The sequence below is a fragment of the Stenotrophomonas sp. X genome, assembly GCF_055721025.1.
Window position 1 is genome coordinate 1,737,039 of the sequence record NZ_CM146756.1, and the last position, 20,493, is coordinate 1,757,531.

The following is a 20,493-nucleotide window of genomic DNA, read 5'->3' on the forward strand; positions in this document are numbered from 1 at the left end:
TTCTACGGGGTCGCCGGAGGTCACGTTCTGCTTCAGTCGTCCAGCAACGGGCGCAGGTCGCGCGGCAGGCGGGCTTCCGGATACTGCTGCACGTAGCGCTCCAGGCTGGCGCGGGCCAGATCGCGCTGGCCGTCGTCGCGACGCGCGCGGATTTTCTGCAGCCACTGCCGGCGCGGCAGTCGCGCGTCGGCGTCCACCTCGGCCTGCACGGCATCCGCGCTCAGGCCCGCATCGCTGCTGCGGCGCATGATGCCCGGTGCGGAACGGCTGGGCGCCTCACGCTTCATCGAGGTGATCTCCACCCGATCCAGCGCCTGCGCCCGCTCGGCCGAGGCCTCGGCGGCATTGGCTGCCGAGGCCTCGGCCGTGCGTGCTTTCATTGCCCCGGACGCTGCCGGCGCGAATGCCGGTGCGGGTGCCGAGTAGGCGGTCGGTGCAGGTGGCGCTGGCGGTGCTGCAGCCGGAGCGGGCGGGAGCGTCGCAAAGGAGGTGTCGGCGGCCGCATCCGCAGCCATGGATCGTGCGGCCTGGGCCGGCACTTCAGCGGTCTTGGCCGGCGCAGGCTTGTGCGCACGCGCGATGGCCGGTGCCGGGGCAGCGGAAACAGGGGCGGACTCGGGTGCTGCCGGCGCAGCGGCTGGTTCCGCAACCGCCACTGCGCTGTGGGCCGAACCACTTCCAGCGGCCTGATCGGCAGCCGCGACGTCTTCTGCCGCAGCCGGTGCTGCGGCAACAGCAGTCCCGCCCGCCGGAACCGGCGGCGGTTCAGGACGCAGCTGCCAGGCGATGCCGATGGCGAACACCATCGAAGCGGCGATGCCGAACACCGCTGGCCAACGCGGGCCTGTGCGCTGCTTGCGCGGCGCCTCGGGAGAGGCGGCAACATCGGTACCCGGAGCGTCCACGGCGGCACGCGCCGCGGCCAGGATGGCGGCGTCCAGTGCGGCCGGTGGTGCCTGCTCGGCGCGACGGCCGAGCAGCCGGGCCAGCTCGCGTTCTTCCGGCGTCAGCGGTTCGTCTCGGTTCATGCGTTCAATCCCGCACGCAGCTTGTCCATCGCATAGCGCAGCCGCGATTTCACGGTTTCCCGGCCTACGCCGGTGATCTGGCCGATCTCCTCCAGGCTCAGTTCCTGATCCAGCCGCAGTTGCAGCACTTCGCGCTGCTCCGGCGGCAATTGCTCCATCGCCAGCTGGATGCGGCGACGTTGTTCGAATTCGGAAAGTTCGGCTTCCGGGGTCTGCCCGTCCTCAATCGCGGCCAGGCGCAGGTCCGCGTCGGCCGGCGCGGCAGGGCGATGGCGGGCGGCGCGCCAATGGTCGTTCAGGCGGTTGTGGGCGATGCGGAACAGCCAGGTGCTGAACGCCGCTTCGGGCTGCCACCCGGCACGGGCGCTGATCACCCGCTGCCAGACGTCCTGGAAGATCTCCTCGGCCAGCGCGTTGTCGCGCAGTTGGCGCAGCAGGAAGCCGAACAGTCGTTTGCGATGGCGCGCATACAGGCTTTCGAACGCGTGCAGGTCGCCGCCGGCCCAGGCCAGCATCAAGGCTTCATCGGTTGGCAGTGCGCTGGCTTCCACGGCGTACAGGGTAAGGCCTGCAGGCGATGGCGCATAGCCGGTGGCAGGGGCGGGCAGGGCGAGGGTCATGGCTCGGAAGGGGCTGCAGACGGCAGGAAAAACGTACGGGCGCACGATTCGGGGTTTACGGGCTTCCATTGCCCCCCGGGTGGCGCGCTATGCTCGTCGGCTCAGGGGAGGCGACGCATAGACGGCGCCAAGAGATTGTCATTTGTCCACGCATGCTGAACCGGCGGAAGAGCCACCACACGAGGCCGTGCTGAGCACGGCGCTGGTGCGCGCGTTGCATGCGCTTTTGCCGGAAACGGCTGTGGTCCGCGTCGGCTGGGACGACCCGCAGCTCGGGCGTGGTCAGGACGGGTGGCCGGCCGACGGGGCGGCAGGCGCGTTCACTGCGCCGGGCATCGGCGACGGCTGCCATGGCTGGAAACATGACGGTGCACGCCTGCAGCTGTCGGTGGAAGGCGCCGTGCCTTCCGCGGCGTGGTGGGGGCTGGCCCGTCAGGCCATGGAACTGGCACTGCAGCGTGGCCGCCAGGCCGGGCAGATCAAGGCGCTGGAAGAGGCTGAACGGTTGCAGCAGGCGCTGTTCCAGATCGCCGATCTGGCCGGCGCCGATCTGGAGATGTCGGAGATGCTGCGTCACGTGCACGGCGTGCTCGGCACGCTGATGTATGCGGAGAACTGCTACATCGTTGAATACGATGATGTGCGTGACCAGATCCGCTTCCTGTACTTCGCCGACCAGGTCGACGATTTCGTCGCCGACCCGTCGCAGAGCCATGACGCCGCCGAGATGCCGCGCAGCCTGACCGTCGCGCTGCTGCGCCACGGCAAGCCGCTCAGCGGACCCTCGCGCGAACTTCTGGCACGCGTGGTCGAGCAGGAGCACGACCCGCAGCGTGGCCCCGAGAGCCTGGACTGGCTGGGTGTGCCGATGCTGCGCGATGGCCGGGTATGCGGCGCAATCGTGGTGCAGAGCTATGAGCTGGCGGCCCGTTATGGCGAGGCCGAGCGGGCGTTGCTGGGCTTTGTCGCGCAGCACGTGCAGACTGCGATGGATCGGCGCCAGGCGCAGGTCCGGCTGGAGCAACAGGTGGAGCGGCGCACGCTGGAACTGCAGCGTGCCAACCGCAGCCTGCAGGATGAAGTGGCGGAGCGCCGGCGCGCCGAGCAACTGCAGACCGCGCTGTACAACATTGCCGAAATGGCGATGTCGGCCGACAGCCTGGCCCAGTTCTACGGGCAGGTGCATGGCGTGGTCGGGCGCCTGCTCGATGCGCGCAACTTCTATATCGCGCTGGTGAACGGAAGCGGCAACGGCCTGGACTTCGTCTATTCGGTGGACGAGCACAATGCCAGCCGTGCACCTCGTCCGTTCAGTCGCGGCCTGACCGAATACGTGGTGCGCAACCGGCGGCCCCTACTGGCCTCACGCGCCCAGATCGATGCGCTGCTGGCCAGTGGCGAGGTGCGTGAATCCGGCGCGCGCTCGCATTGCTGGCTGGGCGTGCCGCTGCTGCGCGATGACGAGGTGGTCGGTGCGATCGTGGTGCAGAGTTACAGCGAGAACAGTACGTTCAGCGTGCACGATCAGCGGCTGCTGACGTTCGTTGCGCAGAACATCGGAACCGGGTTGGCGCGCCAGCGCGACCAGCAACGGCTGCGTTTGGCGCATGCCGAACTGGAAAAGCGCGTGGAGGAACGCACGCGTGAGCTGGCCGAGGTCAACGAGAAGCTGCTCGGCCAGATCGGCGAGCGCCTGCGGGCCGAGCAACGCCTGACCCATCAGGCCATGCACGATGCGCTGACCGGCCTGCCCAACCGGCTGCACCTGCTCGATCGCCTGCAGGATGCGCTGGCGCTGGCCAAGCGCGAGGGTGGGCCGGTGTTCGCCGTGCTGTTCCTCGACCTGGATCGCTTCAAGCTGGTCAACGACAGCATCGGCCACGCCGCGGGTGACCGCATGCTGGTGGAGGTGGCAAAGCGCATCGTATCGATGGCCGGTGCCGATGATGTGGTGGCACGGCTGGGTGGTGATGAATTCGCGGTACTGCTGCAATGCCCGCAGGGCCTGGCACAGGCGCTGGATTTCGGCCAGCGCTTGTTGCTGGCATTGCAGGAATCGATATGGATCGCCGGCCGCGAGTTGTTCCCATCCGGCAGCCTGGGCATCGCGTTGTGGAATCCGCGCTACCGTACCGGCGAGGAACTGCTGCGTGATGCGGATGCGGCGATGTACCGGGCCAAGGCACAGGGCCATGACCGCTGCGCGATCTTCGACGAGGACATGCGTGAACAGGCCATGCGCAGCCTCGACCTGGAAGCCGATCTGCGCCGCGCGATCAACAACCGTGATTTCGTTCCGTTCTTCCAGCCGATCGTGCGCCTGTCCGATGGCGAAGTGGTGGGACATGAGGCATTGCTCCGCTGGCAGCACGAGCGTCGTGGCCTGCTGTTGCCCGGCGCGTTCCTGGAGCTCGGAGAGGAAAGTGGCCTGATCGAACAGGTCGACTGGCTGATCTACGAGCAGGTCATCGCGCGCCTGGCCGAAGGTGGGCAGAGCTATGTCTCGGTGAACGTTTCGCCGCGCCATTTCCGCTCGGCCGAGTTCAGCGACCGCCTGTTCGGCCTGCTCGACGCGTGTGGCGCCGATCCGCGCCGGCTGCGGCTGGAGATTACCGAGGTCGCGCTGCTGGACGATGCGCCGCACACGCTGCGCATCCTGCAGGGCCTGCGCGAGCGTGGCATCCAGGTGCAGCTGGACGACTTTGGTACCGGCTTCTCTGCGCTGTCCTACCTGCACCGATTCCCGATCAGTACATTGAAGATCGACCAGAGTTTCATCGCCGGCCTGCACGGGCCGGAAGTGCAGAGCACGCGCGCGCTGGTCGAAGGCGTGCTGTCACTGGCCCGCACCCTGGGCATCGAAACCATTGGCGAAGGCATCGAGACCGAGGCGCAGCGGCAGACACTGCGCGAACTCGGTTGCGACTATGGCCAGGGCTACCTGCTGGGCCGTCCCGCACCGTGGGCACGGACGCTGGCGTGAGCCACCGCGACGGTTCACTTCAGCGCAGAGCCGAGCGACGTTTCTCGTCGATCCACTTCGAGGCCTGCGCCGGCTGGTAGTTCTGCATCCACACCAGCATTTCCTCGATGTCCGAGCCGTACCAGAGGTCCTGGCGCTGGTCCGGATGCAGGAAACGCTCTTCCACCATGCGGTCGATCATGCCGATCAGCGGCGCGTAGAAACCTTCCACATCGAGGAACGCGCACGGCTTGTTGCCGATGCCCAGCTGGCGCCAGGTCAGCATCTCGAAGATCTCTTCCATGGTGCCGAAGCCACCGGGCAGGGCAACGAAGCCATCGGCGAGGTCGAACATGCGCGACTTGCGCTCATGCATCGAGCCGACGATCTCCAGTTCGGTCAGGCCGCGGTGGGCCACTTCCCAGTCGGCCAGCTGGCGCGGGATCACGCCGGTCACCTCGCCGCCAGCGGCGAGCACGGCGTTGGCCACGGTGCCCATCAGGCCAACGTTGCCGCCGCCATACACCAGGCGCAGGCCATCGCGGGCGATGCGATCACCCAGGGCAATGGCGCGTTCGGTGTAGGCCGGCTTGCTGCCAGCGTTGGAACCACAGTACACACAGATCGATTTCATGGATCTTCTGTCTCTTGACCGGAAACGAAAACGCCCCGTCACCGACCGCAAGGCGGTCAGAGACGGGGTGTCCTTGGATTATGAGCCCTTCTGTAGAGCCGAGCCATGCTCGGCTGCTCTTCGTTCAGATCGCGGCAAAGGCCAGCCGAGCATGGGCTATGCCGGTCGTCCTGACCGGCACCCTTCGGGCCGTCGCCAGCGACGTTGGCAGCGGCTCCTGCCGCTGCCTTCGGCTCTACGTACGTAAGCGGCGGCTTACGCCGCCGCGGCCTGCTCGCGGCGCGGGCCTTCACGCAGGGCACGTCCCACCATGCCGACCAGCAGGTCCAGCTCCTGGCTGTCCATGCCGAAGTGCGGGGTGAAGCGCAGCGAGTTCTCACCACCGTGAATCACGTTGATGCCGTGCTGGCGCAGCCATTCCTCGGTGGAGTTGGCGCCGTAACACTTGAACTGCGGCGCCAGCTCGCACGAGAACAGCAGCCCGGTGCCCTGCACCTTGGTGATCAGGCCACCCAGCTCGCTCTTGAGCTGTTCCAGTTTGCGCACGGCCTCGGCGCCACGTTCGGCGATGTTGGCGCGTACCTGTGGGGTCAGCTGGACCAGGGTGGCGCAGGCCACGTCCAGCGCACGCGGATTGCTGGTCATGGTGTTGCCGTAGATGCCCTTGCGGTACAGCTGCGCGGCATGCTCGGTCACCGCCAGCACCGACAGCGGGTACTGCGCGGCGTTGAGCGCCTTGGAATAGGTCTCCATGTCCGGCGGGTCGAGGCCTTCGAAGCCCGGGTAATCGACCACCGACAGCACGCCATGCGCGCGCAGGCCGGCCTGGATCGAGTCGAGCAGCAGCAGGCTGCCGTGGGCACGGGTCAGTTCGCGGGCCACGGCATAGAACGACGGCGGCACCGAACGGCCCGGATCGCCTTCGCCCATCACCGGCTCCAGGAACACCGCCTCGATGAACCACTGGTTGCGCGCGGCATCCTCGAACACCTTGCGCAGGCCGGCCTCGTCGTAAGGCGCCACGGTGATCACCGAGTCCTCGCCGCGGTAGCTGGCCAAGTGCTGCATGTAGCTCTTGCGACTGGAATCCGAATAGAGGGCAGGGCGGTCGGTACGGCCATGGAAGCTGCCCTTGACCACCACGCGCTTGATCGCAGCGCCAGCGTGGCGCGCACCCGGGTCTGTCTGCAGCTTGGCGTTGACGTCGGCGATGCGCGCGGCCAGGCCGACCGCTTCAGAACCGGAATTCAGGCACATGAAACGGGCGAACGGGCAGCCGCCACGGCGGTGGCCGATCTCGGCGCGCAGGGCGGTGATGAAGCGCTGCTGCGACAGGCTGGGGGTCATGATGTTGGCCATCACCTGTGGGCGCGCCATGGCTTCCAGCACAGCGTCCGGGGTGTGCCCGAAGCCGAGCATGCCGTAGCCGCCGGCGTCGTACAGCACGGCGCCCTTCAGGGTGACCACCCATGGGCCGCGCGCGGCCAGCGCCACGTACGGGGTCACCGCGTCATCGGCATAGAAATTGACGAATCCGTCCTGCATCGCGTCGATCTGTGCCTGTTCGTCCTGCGCCAGCAGCGGTCCCAGGTCGGCCTGCACGCGCGCGAATTCCTCGGCGGCGGCGTCCACTGCGGCGATCAGCTGCGGGTGGTTGGCGGACAGGGCGGTCAGGGTGGCATCGTCCAGGCCGGTGGTGAGGCGGGTGCCGGGCTGGTTGCGCAGGGGGGCGAGGCGTTCGATGAAGCTCATTGCAGATCTCCTGAAACAATGGGTCGCACGGGCCATCAAAAGCAAAACGCGCGTCATCACGCGCGCTTGGGGCAGGCTCGTGCAGCGGACTTCCGGTTCGATGCTAGCACTTGTTTTTTTGCGCGATAACCCCGCAGAAACCTGCTGCATAGCAGCATTTTGCGCGACGTTCGCCGCGAAGTGCGCCGGCTCGCAGACGCTGGACGTACAATGCGCGCCATTGTCGACCTGTTGCCGCCCACCGCCTTGAAGAAGTCCGATTTCCATTACGACCTGCCGGCTGAACTGATCGCGCAGGCTCCCCTGGCCGAACGCTCCGCCAGCCGCCTGCTGCTGGTACCGCCGGCGCCCGGTGCCTTCACCGACCTGCAGGTGCGCGACCTGCCGTCGCTGCTGCAGCCGGGCGACCTGCTGGTGTTCAACGACACCCGGGTGATTCCGGCGCGCCTGTTCGGGCGGAAGGCCAGCGGCGGACGCGTGGAGATCCTGATCGAGCGCCTGCTCGGCGCTCAGCAGGCGCGTGCGCAGGTCGGCGCCAGCAAGTCGCCGAAGGCCGGCAGCCGCATCGCGCTGGATGCCGGTGGCGAAGCCGAGGTGCTGGGCCGCGATGGCGAGTTCTACGTGCTGCAGTTCCATGTGCCGGAATCGCTGGAACAGTGGCTGCTGCGCGCCGGCCGCCTGCCGCTGCCGCCCTACATCCAGCGCGAACCGGGCGTGGACGACCGCGAGCGCTACCAGACCGTGTTCGCGCGCGAAGTGGGCGCGGTGGCGGCGCCGACCGCCGGCCTGCATTTCGACGAGCCACTGCTGGCGGCGCTGAAAAACAAGGGCGTGGAGTTCGGCCACGTCACCCTGCACGTGGGCGCGGGCACCTTCCAGCCGGTACGCGCCGATGACCTGAAGGACCACGTGATGCACCGCGAGTGGCTGAACGTCGGCGCCGAACTGGTGCAGCAGGTGCGGCGCACGCGCGCCGCCGGCGGCCGGGTGATCGGCGTCGGCACCACCGTCGTGCGCGCGCTGGAAAGCGCGATGCGCGATGGCGAACTGCTGCCGTTCGCCGGCGAGACCCAGATCTTCATCACCCCGGGCTACCGCATCCGCAGCGTCGACGCGATGGTGACCAATTTCCACCTGCCCGAAAGCACGCTGCTGATGATGATCTCGGCGTTTGCAGGCAAGGACCGCGTGTTCGAGGCCTACCAGCACGCGATCGAGCAGCGCTACCGCTTCTTCAGCTACGGCGACGCGATGCTGCTGTTCCCGCAGGCGGGCTGAGCGGGCAGGGCACCTTGGGAGGGCAGAGCGCCTGGGAAGCCGGGGTACTTATGGGTGCGTGGGTGCGCACCTTGGTGCGTACGCCTTCTTGGGAGACAATAGACAACTATTTGCCCGAATGACCGCTCCATGTCCCGACTGCAGTTCCAGCTCCAGACCCGCGACGGCCGTGCCCGCCGTGGCCGCCTGACCTTCCCGCGTGGCACGGTGGAAACGCCGGCCTTCATGCCGGTGGGGACCTATGGCTCGGTCAAGGGCATCCTGCCGGACCAGGTGCGGGCGCTGGGCGCCGAGATCATCCTCGGCAACACCTTCCACCTGTACCTGCGCCCGGGCCTGGACATCATCGCCGACCACGGCGGGCTGCACGGCTTCTGCCGCTGGGATGGCCCGATCCTGACCGACTCCGGTGGTTTCCAGGTGTTCTCGCTGGCCCATCGACGCAAGATCACCGAGCAGGGCGTGACCTTTGCCTCGCCCACCGACGGCGCCCGCGTGTTCCTCGGTCCCGAGGAGAGCATGAAGATCCAGAAGGTGCTCGATTCGGACATCGTGATGATCTTCGACGAGTGCACCCCGTACCCGGCCACCGAAGACGTTGCCCGCCGTTCCATGGAGCTGAGCCTGCGCTGGGCCCAGCGCAGCCGCAACGCGCATGACGAGCTGGGCAACGACGCGGCCTTGTTCGGCATCGTCCAGGGGGGCGTGCACACCGACCTGCGCAGCCGCTCGGCCGACGCCCTGCAGGCGATCGGCTTCGACGGCTACGCCATCGGCGGCCTGGCCGTGGGCGAGCCGGAGCACGAGCGCAATGCCATGCTCGACCACCTGGATCCGGAGCTGCCGGGCGACCGGCCGCGTTACCTGATGGGCGTGGGCCGGCCGGAGGACCTGGTCGAGGGCGTGGCGCGCGGCGTGGACATGTTCGACTGCGTGATGCCGACCCGTAATGCGCGCAACGGCCACTATTTCACCTCGTTCGGCACCGTTCGCATCCGCAATTCCCAGTACGCGCGGGACATGGACCCGATCGAGCCGGGCTGCGGCTGCGTGGCCTGCACCGGCGGTTACACCCGGTCCTACCTGCGCCACCTGGACCGCTGCAACGAGATGCTGGCGCCGATGCTGGGCACCCTGCACAACCTGTTCTATTACGAAAAGCTCATGGCCGACATCCGTGCCGCGATCGAGGCGGGAACCTTCCTGGCCTTCCGCGAGTCCTTCTACGCGGCACGCGGAGCGGTGGCCCCGCCGCTGTAACCCCGACGCCCCCCTGCCGAACGTCCCAAGGACGAACGCCCGGGGCCGTGGCATACTTCAAGGCTGACCCAGATCCGCGGTCGACACCCCCGCCCCTCAAGGGACGGGAGCGCCGCCCAACCAAAGGACCAACGATGAACCTGCTTGCTTTCCTGATTCCCGCCGCCCACGCCCAGGCCGCCGGCGGCCAACCGCAGGGCATGGGCCTGACCACGCTGCTGTTCCCGATCATCCTGATCGCCATCATGTACTTCCTGATGATCCGCCCGCAGATGAAGCGGCAGAAGGAGCACAAGGCCATGCTGGAGAAGATCAAGCGCGGCGATGAAGTGCTGACCAACGGCGGCATCGCCGGCAAGGTCACCGACATTGGCGACCACTTCATCACCGTCGAAGTGGCCGACAACGTGCGCATCCGCGTGCAGAAGGGCGCTGTCGGCAGCGTGCTGCCGACCGGCACCCTGGATTCGGCCAAGTAAGCCACTCCCTTTCCGAAGCACAACCGCGGCGCCGGGGATGGCGCCGCGCGGGACCCAAGCAATGCTCGAATTTCCACGCTGGAAGTACGTCGTCATCCTGATCGTACTGGCGCTCAGCGCGCTGTACGCGCTGCCCAACATCTACCAGAAGGACCCGGCCATCCAGATCACCGCCAACCGTGGCGGGCAGATCGACGATGCGCTGCGCGACCGTGTGCTGGCCGATCTGAAAAAGGCCGGCATCGCCACCATCGGTGCCGAAAAGGAGGGGGAAAGCCTGATCGTCCGCCTGTCGGACCTGAAGTCGCAGTCCGCTGCCAGCGACGTCCTGCGTGACACCGTCGGCGAGAAGTACACCGTGGCGCTGAACCTGGCTTCGACCGTGCCCGACTGGCTGGCCAACCTCGGCGGTCGCCCGATGGTGCTGGGCCTGGACCTGCAGGGCGGCGTGCATTTCGTGCTGCAGGTCGATCAGAAGGCTGCCCTCGACAAGCGCCTGGATGCCTATACCGAAGACGTGCGCAGCACCCTGCGTGACGCGCGCATCGCCTACCAGTCGGTGGAACGCCGCGCCGACAACAGCATCGTGGCCAACCTGAGCCCATCCGCCGGCGATGACGCGGCGCAGCGTGCCCGCGCCGCGCTGGTCAAGGCACAGCCGACCCTCGGCTATGACGTCAGCGGCAACCGCATCACGGTCACCGTGCCGGAGACCGAGATCACGCAGATCGCCAACGGCGCCATCGAGCAGAACATCAACACCCTGCGCAACCGCGTGAACCAGCTCGGCGTGGCCGAGCCGATCATCCAGCGCCAGGGTGCCGACCGTGTGGTCGTGCAGCTGCCCGGCGTGCAGGACACCGCCGAAGCCAAGCGCATGATCGGTGCCACCGCCACCCTGGAGTACCGTGCGGTGGTTGAAGGCAATGCGCAGGACGCCATCAACTCCGGCCGCATTCCGCCGGAAGCGAAGGTCTACCAGCAGCGTGACGGCCGCGGCCCGATCCTGCTGAACAAGCGCGTGATCGTCACCGGCGACCAGATGGTCGGTGCGCAGGCGGTGACCGATTCGAACAGCGGCTCGCCGGCCGTCAGCGTGACGCTGAACAACGTCGGTGGCCAGCGCATGTTCGACTTCACCAGCGCCAACGTGAACAAGCCGATGGCGGTGGTCTACACCGAGCGCGTGCCGACCGTAACCGTCGTCGACGGCCAGGAAGTGCGTGGCTTCAAGGTCAACGAGGAAGTGATCTCGGTGGCCAACATCAACGGCGTGTTCGGCAAGAACTTCCAGACCACCGGCCTGCAGAAGAAGGAAGCCGAAGACCTGGCCAAGCTGCTGAAGTCGGGTTCGCTGGCTGCGCCGATGGACTTCGTCGAGGAGCGCGTGGTCGGCCCGAGCCTCGGCGCCGAGAACGTCAAGAACGGCATGCGCGCGGTGGTGTTCGCGTTCCTGTTCACCCTGGTGTTCTTCAGCGTGTACTACCGCATGTTCGGTGTGATCACCTCGGCAGCGATGCTGTTCAACCTGCTGATCGTAGTGGCGGTAATGTCGCTGTTCGGTGCCACCATGACCCTGCCGGGCTTTGCCGGCCTGGCATTGTCGGTCGGCCTGTCGGTGGACGCCAACGTGCTGATCAACGAGCGTATCCGTGAAGAGCTGCGAGCCGGCGTGCCGGGCAAGACGGCGATCGTGACCGGTTACGAGCGTGCCTCGGGCACCATCCTCGACGCCAACCTGACCGGCCTGATCGTCGGCGTGGCGCTGTTTGCATTCGGTACCGGTCCGCTGAAGGGCTTCGCGCTGACCATGATCATCGGTATTTTCGCCTCCATGTTCACCGCGATCACCGTGTCGCGCGCGCTGGCGACGCTGATCTACGGCCGCCGCAAGAAGCTCCAGAACGTGGCCATCTGACGGGACGACACGCACAATGAAACTGTTTCCGCTGCACATCCTCCCGAACGACACCAAGATCGACTTCATGCGTTGGCGCCATGTCGCCATGGCAGTCACCATCGTGGTGTTCCTGGCCTCGGTCGCCATCATCGGCATCAAAGGCTTCAACTACGCACTGGACTTCACCGGCGGCACCCTGATCGAAGCCCGCTTCGACAAGGCGGTGGATGTTGAGCAGGTCCGCACCAAGCTCGAGCAGAGTGGCTTCGAAGGCGCCCAGGTGCAGAGCGTCGGTGGCAACACCGACCTGCTGATCCGCCTGGCCCCGCACGGCGAGCATGCTCCGGGTACCGGCGATGCCGCCCACGAGGACAAGGCCACGGCCGCTGCCGTGGTGAAGGCGTTGTCCACTGCCGACAATCAGGCCACCGTGCTCCGCAACGAGTTCGTGGGCCCGCAGATCGGCAAGGACCTGGCGATGAATGGCCTGTATGCCACCATCTTCATGCTGGCCGGCTTCCTGATCTACATCGCGGTGCGCTTCGAGTGGAAGTTCGCGGTCACCGCCAGCATCGTGGCGATGTTCGACCTGATCGTGACGGTCGCTTACGTGTCCCTGCTGGGCCGTGAGTTCGACCTGACCGTGCTGGCCGGCCTGCTGTCGGTGATGGGCTTTGCGATCAACGACATCATCGTGGTCTTCGACCGCGTTCGTGAGAACTTCCGCAGCCTGCGCGTGGACTCGATGGAAGTGCTGAACCGTTCGATCAACCAGACGCTGTCGCGTACGGTGATCACTGCCGTGATGTTCTTCCTGTCGGCGCTTGCCCTGTACCTGTACGGTGGCAGCTCGATGGAAGGGCTGGCCGAGACGCACATGATCGGCGCGGTGATCGTGGTGCTGTCCTCGATCCTGGTGGCGGTGCCGATGCTGACGATTGGTGTGCTGCGCGTGAGCAAGCAGGACCTGCTGCCGAAGGCGAAGGACGTCGAGGCCCTGGCCCGTCGCCCGTAAGCGTTCGCGCTGCACGCAACACACAGAGAACCCCGCGCAAGCGGGGTTTTTTGTGTGCAGGGCTTGCAGCCCTGCACCCACGGTAGTGCCGGCCGCTGGCCGGCAACAGCAACAGCAACAGCAACAGCGTGCCTTCCGTGGGTGGGCGGGGCGGTGTCGGAGTGCGGGGACGCCGCAAGTACGTCCGTGTAGGCTTGGCAGCCGCATCCATGCGGCTGACACCCCGCACTCCGACACCGCCCCACCTTCGACGGGTTCACGCGGCTGTCGGTAGGTGTCGACCTTGGTCGACACATCTGTCAGATATCGAATGAATTTAACCGTGTCGACCAAGGTCGACACCTACCAGGGCCGCACGCCGTTCCAACAGATCGCGGAAGTCTGTCGAAGGCGGGGTGGGTCCGGTTGGGGGGGCGTGAGCCGCATGGATGCGGCGACCGAGCTTACATGGACGTACTTGCAGCGTCCCCCTCAACCGGACCCACCCCGCCCACCCCCAGGAACCCAGCTTTTGACGTTGCTCTGGCTCTGGCCGTTGCTCAGGCCTCTGCGGGTGCAGGGTGCAACCCTGCAAAAGAAACACCACCCTACGCCAGCGTCGGTTGTGCATTCGGCCCCCGCGCACTACGATCCTGCGGTTCGCGCGCGTGCGCGCCCGTACTCCTGCTGAGCGCCACGTGCGCCGCATCTGCCAACCTGAGGTATCCATGGTCATCAAACCGCGCGTCCGCGGCTTCATCTGCGTCACCACCCACCCGACCGGCTGCGAGGCCGCGGTCAAGCAGCAGATCGACTACATCCGCGCGCGTCCGCCGATCCAGAACGGTCCCAAGCGTGTGCTGGTGATCGGCGCCTCCACCGGCTACGGCCTGGCCGCACGCATCACCGCTGCCTTCGGCAGTGGCGCTGCCACCCTCGGCATCTTCTTCGAACGCCCGGGCAGTGAAACCAAGCCGGGTACCGCAGGCTGGTACAACTCGGCCGCGTTCCACAAGTACGCCGACGAAGCCGGCCTGTACGCCAAGAGCATCAATGGCGATGCCTTCTCCGATGAAGTGAAGGCGAAGACCATCGAAATGATCAAGGCCGATCTGGGCCAGGTCGACCAGGTTGTCTACAGCCTGGCCGCGCCGCGCCGCAAGCACCCGAAGACCGGCGAGATCATCAGCTCCACGCTGAAGCCGATCGGCGAGCCGATCACCCTGCGCGGGCTGGATACCGACAAGGAAGTGATCACCGAGACCATCCTGCAGCCGGCCACCCCGGAAGAAATCGCCGGCACCGTCGCGGTGATGGGCGGCGAGGACTGGCAGATGTGGATCGATGCGCTGGCCGATGCCGGCGTGCTGGCCAATGGTTGTACCACCACGGCCTTCACCTACGTGGGCGAAGAAATCACCCAGGCAATCTACTGGAATGGCTCGATCGGCGCGGCCAAGAAGGACCTGGACACCAAGGTGCTGGGCCTGCGCGAAAAGCTGGCGAAAATCGGCGGCGACGCGCGCGTGTCGGTGCTGAAGGCCGTGGTGACCCAGGCCAGCTCGGCCATTCCGACCATGCCGCTGTACCTGTCGCTGCTGTTCAAGGTGATGAAGGAAAAGGGCACTCACGAAGGCTGCATCGAGCAGCTCGACGTGCTGTACGACATCCTTTACGGCGGCAAGGCTGATGGCGTGGCGGTTGATCGCCTGCGCCATGACCTGGTCGATGGCGACGGCCACACCGTCGCGCTGGTCGATGAGGAAGGCCGCCTGCGTGCGGACTACAAGGAAATGGCCGCAGACGTGCAGGGCAAGGTGGTCGCGCTGTGGCCGCAGGTGACCAACGAGAACCTGTACGAAATCAGCGACCTGGCCGGTTACAAGGCCGACTTCCTGCGTCTGTTCGGTTTTGGCGTGGAGGGCGTCGACTACGAGGCCGACGTCAACCCGGACGTGAAGATCGGCAACCTGGTCGACATGACCTGATCAAGCAGAAGGCCGGCGAAAGCCGGCCTTCTCGTATGTGTAGAGCCGAGCCATGCTCGGCTCCTCTTCGCTTGAGTCCCGCAGCCGAGCATGGCTCGGCTCTACAGAGAGGCGTTACCCGAACTCGAACCCCATCTCCGGCAACGCCGGACCGACGAAGTCGCCCTGCACGTAATCCACGCCGGCACTGAACAGCAGCGTCATCGAGTTGGCATCGCTGACGAACTCGGCAATGGTGCGGATGCCCGCTTCCTGAGCACGCGCGGTGATCTGGCTGATGCGGTCGATGTTCTCGCGGGTGGCGGCCAGGTCGCTGGTGAAGCCCCGGTCCAGCTTGAGGAACTGCGGCTGGAAGTGGGCCAGCAGCTGGAACGAGTCCAGCCCGGAACCGAACTGCTCCAGGCCGATGCGGCAGCCCAGTGGCGCCACTTCGGCAAGGAACTGCTGTGCACTGCGCAGGTGGGTGAACACCTTCGCTTCCGGTGCATGCAGCCACAGCCGTTCGCCGGGCACGCCCTGTGCCTGCAGCTCGCGGCGCAGGGTGGCAATCATCTGTGGGTCATCGAACGATTCCGGCGTGACCTTCACCAGCACCTGGGTGGCATGACCCGCACGTGCGCGTTCACCCAGCACCGCGATCGCCTGCGAGACCACCCAGCGGTTGATGTCGGCCAGCAGGCCGTGTTCCTCGGCGATGCCCAGGAACGCGGTCGGGCTCAGCAGCTCGCCATTGTTTTCCAGGCGCAGATAGGCTTCGTACAGCTCCAGTGGTTCGCCCTGCAGGTTCAGCACCGGCTGGTAGTGAAGCTGGAAACCGTCGCCGGCCAGCGCCTCGCGGATGCGCGCCACCCAGCGCTGCACACGCTCTTCCTCGACGCGGTCAGCGGCAGCCGGGTCGAAGATGCGGCAGGTGTTACCCAGCTCGGCTGCAGCCTGGGTGCATTCGCTGGCGCGCGCCAGCACCTGGCCGATGCTGGCGATCTTCTCACCGACCTGCACGCCACCGATGCTGACCGTCACCGTGGCCGAGCGTGCGCCGATGCTGAAGACGTGTGCGGCGTAGGCTTCTCGGATGCGCTCGGCCAGCGCCACGGTCTGTGCGTAGGGCCCGGCCTGCAGCACGGCGAAATTGTGCTCGCCGAAACGGGCCAGTTGCGCGTCCTCGCCAACCACTTCGGCCAGCAGGGCGGCGAGGGCGCCGATCAGGGTGTCGGCCGAGGCCAGGCCGATATCCGGCAGCAGGCGCGCGTAGTGGTCCGGCTCGATCAGCAGCAGGCCGAACTGGCCCTCGCTGCGCCCGGCCTGGGCCACCGCGCTTTCCAGCTGTAGCATGAAGGTCGGGCGATTGAGCAGGCCGGTGACCTGGTCGCGCTGGCGCAGGTCCTCGACCTCGCGTGCCAGTTCGGGGTCGAACTCCATGCGGCGGCGGAGAACCACCTGCAGGCAGGACTCGCCCTCGTAGGTGGCCGCCGCAAATTCCATCGTCGCCGGGAACGCACTGCCGTCCTGGTGGCGCGCGTCGAGCTGGTACTGGGGCGGCGGCGCCTCGCCACGGCTGAGGCCCTTCAGCAGCTGCTTGAAGCCCTCCACGTGCTGGGCGGCGACCATGTCCAGCAGCGAAATGCCTTCGATGTCGTCGAAATGCTCGTAGCCGAACATCTCCAGGTAGGCGTCGTTGGCGCGGATGTGCATGCCTTCATGCACGTAGGCGATGGGGTCGCGCGAGGAGGCGATCAGCGCGTCGCAGCGGCGCTCGGTCTCGCGCATTTGCGCCTCGATGCGGCGCAGGCCGCGGCGCGCCTGCAGGTCCACCCACTGGTCGCGGACCACGGCGAGCAGGTGCTCGGGGCGCTGGCGCAGGGCGAGGGCACGGATGCCATGGCTGCTGGCCTGCACCAGTTCGTCCTCGTCGATGCGCTCGGCCAGCAGCACCAGCGGGATGTCCTTGCCGCTGGCGGCGATGTGCTGGGCTGCCAGCTGCAGCGGAATGCCCTGCGACGGCGAGGCCAGCACCAGGTCGATGGCCTGGCTGGTCAGCACCTGGGCCAGCTCGGCTGCATCCTGTGGGCGCCACGGGCGTACCGCGATGCCGCTGTTGCGCAGGGTGCTGACGATGGCTTCGGCATTCTCGCCGCTGTCATCGACGATCAGCAGCCGGATGGTGATGTCGTTCGCGTTCTGCATGCACTGCTCCCCAATCTGCGAATCTAGATACACGATGCGCGGCGAACCGTCCATGCGCGTCCCCCTTGCGCGCATGGAACGGCGAAGTGGTTCACACCACGCCGCCCGCTGCGTGCCCGCTTGCCCAGGCCCATTGGAAGTTGTAGCCGCCCAGCCAGCCGGTCACGTCCAGCACCTCGCCAACGAAGTGCAGGCCGGGGACGCGCTTGGATTCCATCGTTGAGGATGACACTTCGGCGGTGTCCACACCGCCCAGGGTGACCTCGGCGGTGCGGTAGCCTTCGGTGCCGCTGGCCACCAGCGGGAATGCGCCCAGCAGCTGCGCAGCCTGGCGCAGCACCGGCTCGTCCAGCTGGCGCACGGGGCGGTCGGGCAGCCAGTGCTCGCACAGCCGCTGTGCCAGCCGCTTCGGCAGTACCTCGCCCAGCACCGTGCGCAGCTCGGCGGCGGGGCGGTCGCGCTTCATCTGGCGCAGCCACTCGCCCGCATCCTGGCCCGGCAACAGGTCCAGCTCCAGCGCATCGCCGGGCTGCCAGAACGAAGAGATCTGCAGGATGGCCGGGCCGCTCACGCCACGGTGGGTCAGCAGCATGAAGTTCTGGAAGCTCTTGCCGTTGCAGCGCGCCTCGATCGGCAGTGCGACGCCGCTGAGGTCGGCCAGCCGCTCCTGGTGCTTGCCGCTGAGGGTCAGCGGTACCAGCCCGGCGCGGGTCGGCAGCACCTGGTGGCCGAACTGGCGGGCCACTTCATAGCCAAAGCCGCTGGCCCCCATGCTGGGAATCGACAGGCCGCCGGTGGCAACCACCAGCGAGGCGCAGTGGAACAGGCCCTGCGTGGTGTGCACGCGGAACCCGTCGCTGCCGTGCTCGATGCGCTGCACGCTGCATTCGGTGCGGATCTGGGCACCGGCCGCCTGGCATTCGTCCACCAGCATCTTCACGATCTGCTTGGACGAGATGTCGCAGAACAGCTGCCCCAGTTCCTTTTCGTGATACGCGATGCCGTGTTTGTGCACCAGCTCGATGAAGTGCCAGGGCGTGTAGCGGGCCAGCGCCGACTTGCAGAAGTGCGGGTTGGCCGACAGGAAGTTGGCCGGGGTGGTGCCGGTGTTGGTGAAGTTGCAGCGGCCACCGCCGGACATCAGGATCTTCTTGCCGACCTTGTTGGCATGGTCGATCACCTGCACCTGGCGGCCGCGCTGGCCGGCAGTGATCGCGGTCATCAGCCCGGCTGCGCCGGCGCCGATGACCACCACATCGCAACGGATGGCGCTCATGCGTTGGAGCGCTTGCGCCAGTTCGGGATCACGTCGAGCTGGATCTGGTCGTTGAGCAGCTGCACTTCACCGTCCTGGATCAGCACGCTCCAGCGCATCGCGCGCTGGATCTGCTGGCCCCACAGCTCTACGAAGGCACCGTCGAGGTCGACCACCGAAAGATTGTCGAAGCGCGCCAAGCCCTTGCTCTGCTTGCCCCACCAGATCTCCGAGGCGTTGCCGCCATAGTTGACCACCTGCACCTGGCGGCTGCGGTTGCTGGCCTTGCGGATGCGCGATTCGTCCGGATGGCCCAGATCGATCCACTGCAGGATGTCGCCGGTGTAGTCGTGTTCCCACAGGTCGGGTTCGTCATCGGTGCTCAGGCCGCGGCCGAACTCCAGGCGGTCGCCGGCGTTCAGCGCGAAGGCGAGCAGGCGCACCATCAGGCGCTCGTCGGTCTCGGACGGATGCTGGGCCAGGGTCAGGTTGTGGGTCGCGTAGTAGCCGCGATCCATGTCGCTGATCTGCAGTTCGGCCTTGCGGATGGTGGCGGTAAGAGCCATGGGGGATCCGTGGACTAAAGAGGACAATGATAGAGGTTTGCTCCGGGGGTGTCCGTGGCCGGGCTGTCTGCGCAGCGTCAACGGTGGCACGCTTGCGTTCTTTCCTGTGGCCGGAGTGGACGCCATGACCTTGCCCAGCCGACTGCAGTTGCCGCCCGGGCCCTGGGCCACCCTGCTGGATGGCCTGTGTGCACGTTTCCCGCGCATCGCGCGCGCGCAATGGCAGGATCGCTTCGCGCGTGGCCGTGTGCTGGATGCGCAGGGCAGGGCGCTCACTGCGGACATGCCCTGGCAGGTCGGGCGGGAGATCCAGTACTTCCGCGAGGTGGCCGACGAACCGGTGATTCCCTTTGTCGAGACCATCGTCCATCTGGATGCGCACCTGCTGGTAGCCGACAAGCCGCATTTCCTGCCGGTGACACCTGCGGGTGGGCATGTGCGCGAGACGCTGCTGGCGCGGCTGGTCGCCCGCACCGGCAATGCCGATCTGGTGCCGCTGCACCGGCTGGATCGGCTGACGGCCGGGCTGGTGCTGTTCTCGACCCAGCGAGGGTCGCGCGATGCTTACCAGCGCCTGTTCCGTGAGCGGCGCATCGAGAAGACCTATGAGGCCCTGGCACCGGCGCTGCCGGGGCTGGCGTTTCCGTTGCAGCGGGACAGCCGGTTGGTGCCGGGCGAGCCGTTCTTCCGCATGTTCGAAGTGCCCGGTGAACCCAATGCGCGCAGCCGGATCGAGCTGATCGAGGCCGAAGGGGCGATCTGGCGCTACCGGCTGCTGCCGGAGACCGGCCGCAAGCATCAGTTGCGCGTGCACATGGCCATGCTGGGGGTGCCGATCTTGGGTGACGACCTGTACCCGCAGCTTCGGCAACGGCCACTGGATGTGGCCGAGTCACCGCTGCAGCTGCTGGCGCGGGCCCTGGCCTTCGACGACCCGTTGAGTGGCGCACGACGGATGTTCAGCAGCGGCCGCAGCCTGAGCCTTCCGGCTTAGGGCGGCCAGGCGCTCAGCCGGCCGGGCGTCGCGCCAGCCAGCGGTCCAGCTCGGCGGCGAACAGCTGCCGGTCGCGGGGTCCCAGGGGCGGCGGTCCGCCGGTCTGGACCCCGGCACCGCGCAGTTCCTCCATGAAATTGCGCATCGACAGCCGCTCGGCCATGTTGTTTGGGGTGTACAGCTGGCCGCGCGGGTTCAGCGCCACGGCCTTTTTCTCCAGCACCAGCGCAGCCAGTGGGATGTCCTGGGTGACGACCAGGTCTCCGGCGGCGACCCGCTCGACGATGGCGCTGTCGGCCACGTCCAGGCCCTGCGGCACCTGGATCGAGCGCAGCCAGCGTGAGGGCGGGGTGCGGATCCACTGGTTGGCGACCAGGGTCAGTTCGATCCCCACCCGTTCAGCCGCACGAAACAGGATGTCGCGAATGACAGTGGGACAGGCGTCCGCGTCCACCCAGATGCGAGGGGGCGCGTATTCAGCGGGGGTTTCAGCTTCAGTCATTTCCCCAGTGTAGGGTAGGAAAAACCTGAATGGGGGCTCGGGGTTAGCCGCGAACGGCTGCCAACCCTTGTCACGCCTAGCGGGTGACCTGGTCCCA

The 20,493-nt window shown here is 66.9% G+C and carries 16 protein-coding genes; 8 read left to right on the forward strand and 8 right to left on the reverse strand.

Annotated elements, in window-relative coordinates; genetic code table 11:
• Window positions 1-32: 32 nt before the first annotated feature.
• Together ACZ75I_RS08055 and ACZ75I_RS08060 are read right to left on the reverse strand one after the other, a co-directional pair.
• The gene (locus ACZ75I_RS08055; protein WP_472958925.1) at window positions 33-1,028 is read right to left on the reverse strand and encodes a hypothetical protein; all 996 of its coding nucleotides are present in this window, start codon (window positions 1,026-1,028) and stop codon (window positions 33-35) included.
• Window positions 1,025-1,543, reverse strand: coding sequence for an RNA polymerase sigma factor (locus ACZ75I_RS08060; protein ID WP_229298559.1), 519 nt, complete (start codon window positions 1,541-1,543; stop codon window positions 1,025-1,027). The genes ACZ75I_RS08055 and ACZ75I_RS08060 overlap by 4 nt, the downstream gene beginning before the upstream one ends.
• 247 nt (window positions 1,544-1,790) lie before the next feature.
• Between ACZ75I_RS08060 and ACZ75I_RS08065 the strand changes: the two genes are divergently transcribed.
• Window positions 1,791-4,631 carry a bifunctional diguanylate cyclase/phosphodiesterase gene (locus ACZ75I_RS08065; protein WP_154350569.1) on the forward strand — a complete coding sequence of 947 codons (2,841 nt, stop codon included), beginning with the start codon at window positions 1,791-1,793 and terminating at the stop codon, window positions 4,629-4,631.
• Between the two features lie 19 nt (window positions 4,632-4,650).
• On the opposite strand, the gene ACZ75I_RS08070 is transcribed toward ACZ75I_RS08065, so the two are convergent.
• Entirely contained in the window at window positions 4,651-5,244 is a 594-nt protein-coding gene (locus ACZ75I_RS08070; protein ID WP_005416197.1) for an LOG family protein, read from the reverse strand.
• A gap of 255 nt (window positions 5,245-5,499) precedes the next feature.
• A complete protein-coding gene (locus ACZ75I_RS08075; protein WP_472958926.1) occupies window positions 5,500-6,996 on the reverse strand; it encodes an aminotransferase class III-fold pyridoxal phosphate-dependent enzyme in 1,497 nt (498 codons plus the stop codon).
• A gap of 210 nt (window positions 6,997-7,206) precedes the next feature.
• Here ACZ75I_RS08075 and queA point away from each other — a divergent pair, with 210 nt between their 5' ends.
• The 6 genes from queA (at window position 7,207) to fabV (ending at window position 14,895) form a co-directional block, all read left to right on the forward strand.
• On the forward strand, window positions 7,207-8,274 hold the full coding sequence (gene queA, locus ACZ75I_RS08080) for a tRNA preQ1(34) S-adenosylmethionine ribosyltransferase-isomerase QueA (RefSeq protein WP_472958927.1): 1,068 nt from the start codon (window positions 7,207-7,209) through the stop codon (window positions 8,272-8,274).
• 129 nt (window positions 8,275-8,403) lie between these two features.
• Entirely contained in the window at window positions 8,404-9,534 is a 1,131-nt protein-coding gene (tgt, locus tag ACZ75I_RS08085) for a tRNA guanosine(34) transglycosylase Tgt (protein WP_014646826.1), read from the forward strand.
• A gap of 134 nt (window positions 9,535-9,668) precedes the next feature.
• Window positions 9,669-10,013 carry a preprotein translocase subunit YajC gene (yajC, locus tag ACZ75I_RS08090; RefSeq protein ID WP_005416201.1) on the forward strand — a complete coding sequence of 115 codons (345 nt, stop codon included), beginning with the start codon at window positions 9,669-9,671 and terminating at the stop codon, window positions 10,011-10,013.
• A 61-nt stretch (window positions 10,014-10,074) separates the two neighbouring features.
• Window positions 10,075-11,931, forward strand: coding sequence for a protein translocase subunit SecD (gene secD, locus ACZ75I_RS08095; protein WP_072168294.1), 1,857 nt, complete (start codon window positions 10,075-10,077; stop codon window positions 11,929-11,931).
• Window positions 11,932-11,947: 16 nt separating this feature from the next.
• Window positions 11,948-12,928: a protein translocase subunit SecF gene (secF, locus tag ACZ75I_RS08100; RefSeq protein ID WP_049413603.1), complete on the forward strand. Its 981-nt coding sequence runs from the start codon at window positions 11,948-11,950 to the stop codon at window positions 12,926-12,928.
• 707 nt (window positions 12,929-13,635) lie between these two features.
• The gene (gene fabV / locus ACZ75I_RS08105; RefSeq protein WP_472958928.1) at window positions 13,636-14,895 is read left to right on the forward strand and encodes an enoyl-ACP reductase FabV; all 1,260 of its coding nucleotides are present in this window, start codon (window positions 13,636-13,638) and stop codon (window positions 14,893-14,895) included.
• A gap of 114 nt (window positions 14,896-15,009) precedes the next feature.
• On the opposite strand, the gene ACZ75I_RS08110 is transcribed toward fabV, so the two are convergent.
• From ACZ75I_RS08110 to ACZ75I_RS08120, 3 genes are all read right to left on the reverse strand, one after another.
• Complete coding sequence (locus ACZ75I_RS08110) at window positions 15,010-17,079, reverse strand: EAL domain-containing response regulator (protein WP_180868553.1); 2,070 nt, start codon at window positions 17,077-17,079, stop codon at window positions 15,010-15,012.
• Window positions 17,080-17,170: 91 nt separating this feature from the next.
• Window positions 17,171-18,355, reverse strand: a complete 1,185-nt coding sequence (locus ACZ75I_RS08115) for a BaiN/RdsA family NAD(P)/FAD-dependent oxidoreductase (RefSeq protein WP_180868551.1) — start codon at window positions 18,353-18,355, stop codon at window positions 17,171-17,173.
• Window positions 18,352-18,900, reverse strand: a complete 549-nt coding sequence (locus tag ACZ75I_RS08120; protein WP_180868550.1) for a YaeQ family protein — start codon at window positions 18,898-18,900, stop codon at window positions 18,352-18,354. Before ACZ75I_RS08120 ends, ACZ75I_RS08115 begins: the two co-directional genes overlap by 4 nt.
• Before the next feature lie 124 nt (window positions 18,901-19,024).
• On the opposite strand from ACZ75I_RS08120, the gene ACZ75I_RS08125 reads away from it, so the two are divergent.
• Window positions 19,025-19,894: a pseudouridine synthase gene (locus ACZ75I_RS08125; RefSeq protein WP_472958929.1), complete on the forward strand. Its 870-nt coding sequence runs from the start codon at window positions 19,025-19,027 to the stop codon at window positions 19,892-19,894.
• Window positions 19,895-19,907: 13 nt separating this feature from the next.
• Here the strand turns inward: ACZ75I_RS08125 and ACZ75I_RS08130 are convergent, their stop codons facing one another.
• Window positions 19,908-20,396, reverse strand: coding sequence for a YaiI/YqxD family protein (locus tag ACZ75I_RS08130; RefSeq protein ID WP_472958930.1), 489 nt, complete (start codon window positions 20,394-20,396; stop codon window positions 19,908-19,910).
• Window positions 20,397-20,493 lie beyond the last annotated feature (97 nt).